The 2,416-nt window shown below is 66.9% G+C and carries 2 protein-coding genes; one reads left to right on the forward strand and one right to left on the reverse strand.

Annotated elements, in window-relative coordinates:
• Window positions 1–961: 961 nt before the first annotated feature.
• Window positions 962–1,429: a hypothetical protein gene (locus VI238_RS17475; protein WP_331653689.1), complete on the reverse strand. Its 468-nt coding sequence runs from the start codon at window positions 1,427–1,429 to the stop codon at window positions 962–964.
• A 317-nt stretch (window positions 1,430–1,746) separates the two neighbouring features.
• Between VI238_RS17475 and VI238_RS17480 the strand changes: the two genes are divergently transcribed.
• A partial coding sequence (locus VI238_RS17480) for a hypothetical protein (RefSeq protein WP_331653691.1) occupies window positions 1,747–2,416 on the forward strand: 670 nt, incomplete at its 3' end.

Below are 2,416 nucleotides of genomic sequence, written 5' to 3' on the forward strand. Positions count from 1 at the left end.
GGGGCGGGGGTGGGCCAGGCTCGCGACGCCCTCGCATCGATGGTCCCTCATCCGCCTCCGGCACATTCTCCCGCAAGCGGGAGAAGGGGGACGCGCGCCTTGGCGCACCGGGTGCTCGAACACTGGACGCGGTGCGCCCACGTACCCTGCGGTGCTGCGCGGGCATCACCTCCCGCTCGCGGGAGAGGTCGCGCCTCAGGCGCGGGTGAGGGGAAGGTGCGACGCCCCTCGCATCGATGGCCCTCATCCGCCTCCGGCACCTTCTCCCGCAAGCGGGAGAAGGGACAACAGCGTAAGGCGCGCCCTGGCGCACCGGCGCCTCGCCGTCACGCCATGCGGCACGGCGTAGGGTGCGCCCTGGCGAACCTTCGCTCGCATTGACCCGGCGTGGTGCGCCAGGGCGCACCCTACGATCCCCGTGCCGTCATTCCCGCGAAAGGGGGAATCCTGGGCTTCTTCACCACGTTGAGCCGGCGCGCGACCCGCACCGCATCACGTGCGAGCGAACCGATGTCGCGCGCGAATCATCGCGACTCGCACGCGAGTGCTGGCGCGTGGTGCGCGAGTCCGGTCGTATCGGGTGCGAGCGGGCGAGACTCGCACTCCAACACGAGCGCTTGGAACCTCGGTGGCGGCCGCTCGCTCGCCAGCGAACGCGACGGGCGCGGCATCCAGGCACAATCGCGCGCCAATCGCCGCGACTCGCGCGCGAGTCCGGCGCATTCGCGCGCGAAGCACAAGGGATTGGCGATCGAGCAAAACGGGACGTAAGCGACCGCGGCGTACTGAAACTCGAGGTTCGCGCCGAGACGATCCATGCGGGCGCGACGGCGGTGCATTCGCCCGGAGCGGAGATCGAACGCAGCTCCGCGATGCATCACGATCGCCCGGAAAGCAGGCAAAAAAAAAGCCGCATCGCTGCGGCTTCGTCGTTCTCGTGCGAGAGGGAAGGGTCGGGCGGTCAGGCCGCCTTCGCCTCCGGCACCTTCGGCCGGCGCGAGAACCGCGCACCGAGCGTCTCGCGTAAGCCCTCCAGGCCCTGGTTGCGCCCGGCGACCTTGAGCAGCGCGTAGCCCTGCAGCGACGCCTGCATGATCGTCGAGCCGACCACCGTGTCGGTGTTCGACAGGCGCTCGCCGAGGCGGATCAGCCGCTGCATGCGCGGCCGCATCCAGTCGAGTGCATCCAGGCTCTGCTGCACGCCCGCGAGCCCCATGCTCTGCGGTACCAGCTGCCGGTTCTGGTCGAGCAGCGACAGTGTCTGCCTGCAGAACGCCTCCGACTTGTCGCCCATCTTCATGAGCCGGCGACGCTCGCCCGCCGGCATCGCGACCAGCGCCGCGAACTGCGCCTCCAGCTCGTTCAGCGCCGCATCGATCGCGCTGGCCTGGGCATCGGTGAAGGACAGCGAAACGGTAGCTTGGGACATGGGTACTTCTCCTCGTGGAGTGGGACGGCGCCCGGACGCCCCTATGGCGGGCGGGCGTGTGCCGGGTGGCACGAGGGGGATTGGAGCAGGGGTGAGTCGCACAAGATGAGACGTGATGGCAACGGTTTGCGCGGTTCCCAATTGTTGAGGTAGAGGCGCCCCGTAGATGCAATGAGCTTGTGTCGATCCGCATCCTCGACTCCACGGAAGATGCATTCGCGCGTGTGGCCAAAATGCGAAAACATTCGCATCCATGGCTTCGGGTAGGATCAAGGGGATGGAAGCAAGGTTACGTTTGAATTTGTTGGTGTATTGAGATGATCGCGCCGATCCAGGGAGGGGTTTATATGCGCCAACGTTTTATTCGCAATATTGTCGCCATCGTTGGCCTGCTCTTCGCAGTAGGCCAAGCATCGGCCGCGATCTGCATGCCGTGTCCCGGCTGCTCACCGGCGCAGATGCTTCAAGCCGCCGTCGACAAAGGGCAAGGTGCGCGGCTCGTCTGGAACCCGACCGACGGCAGCATTCGCGAGTATCGCGTGACGTGCAGCGTCGACAGCGCGGGCGGCACATCGATCGCAACCGGCGACAAGCACGGCAAGAGCGGCGTCGAGCCGAACGCCGCTGCGACGCCATGCACCGGCGTCGAAGGCGCGGTACCGCAAGTCATGCACGACGTCGCCGCCGCGCTGCTGCGGTTCTCCAACGCGACGGGCGGAACGTACAAGGCGGCCGCGGCGATCCGCGCGAACCGCTGGTCGATCCGCACGCAACCGAATCCCTCGGCGCGCGACTATCTCGCGGACGCCAACTATCGTGCACAGCTGCACGACCGCATCGAGCAGGAAGGGCTTGCATCGATCCCAGGAACGGTGGGCGAGGTGATGCCGTACCTGATGGAGAATGACGTGGTGGCGCGTGCGTTTACCGATCACGTCGAAACGGTCGTCACGGTCGTGTTCGACGACGGATCGAAGGTCGACGTAC

It is taken from the genome of Dokdonella sp. (assembly GCF_036518555.1).
GTDB lineage: Bacteria > Pseudomonadota > Gammaproteobacteria > Xanthomonadales > Rhodanobacteraceae > Dokdonella_A.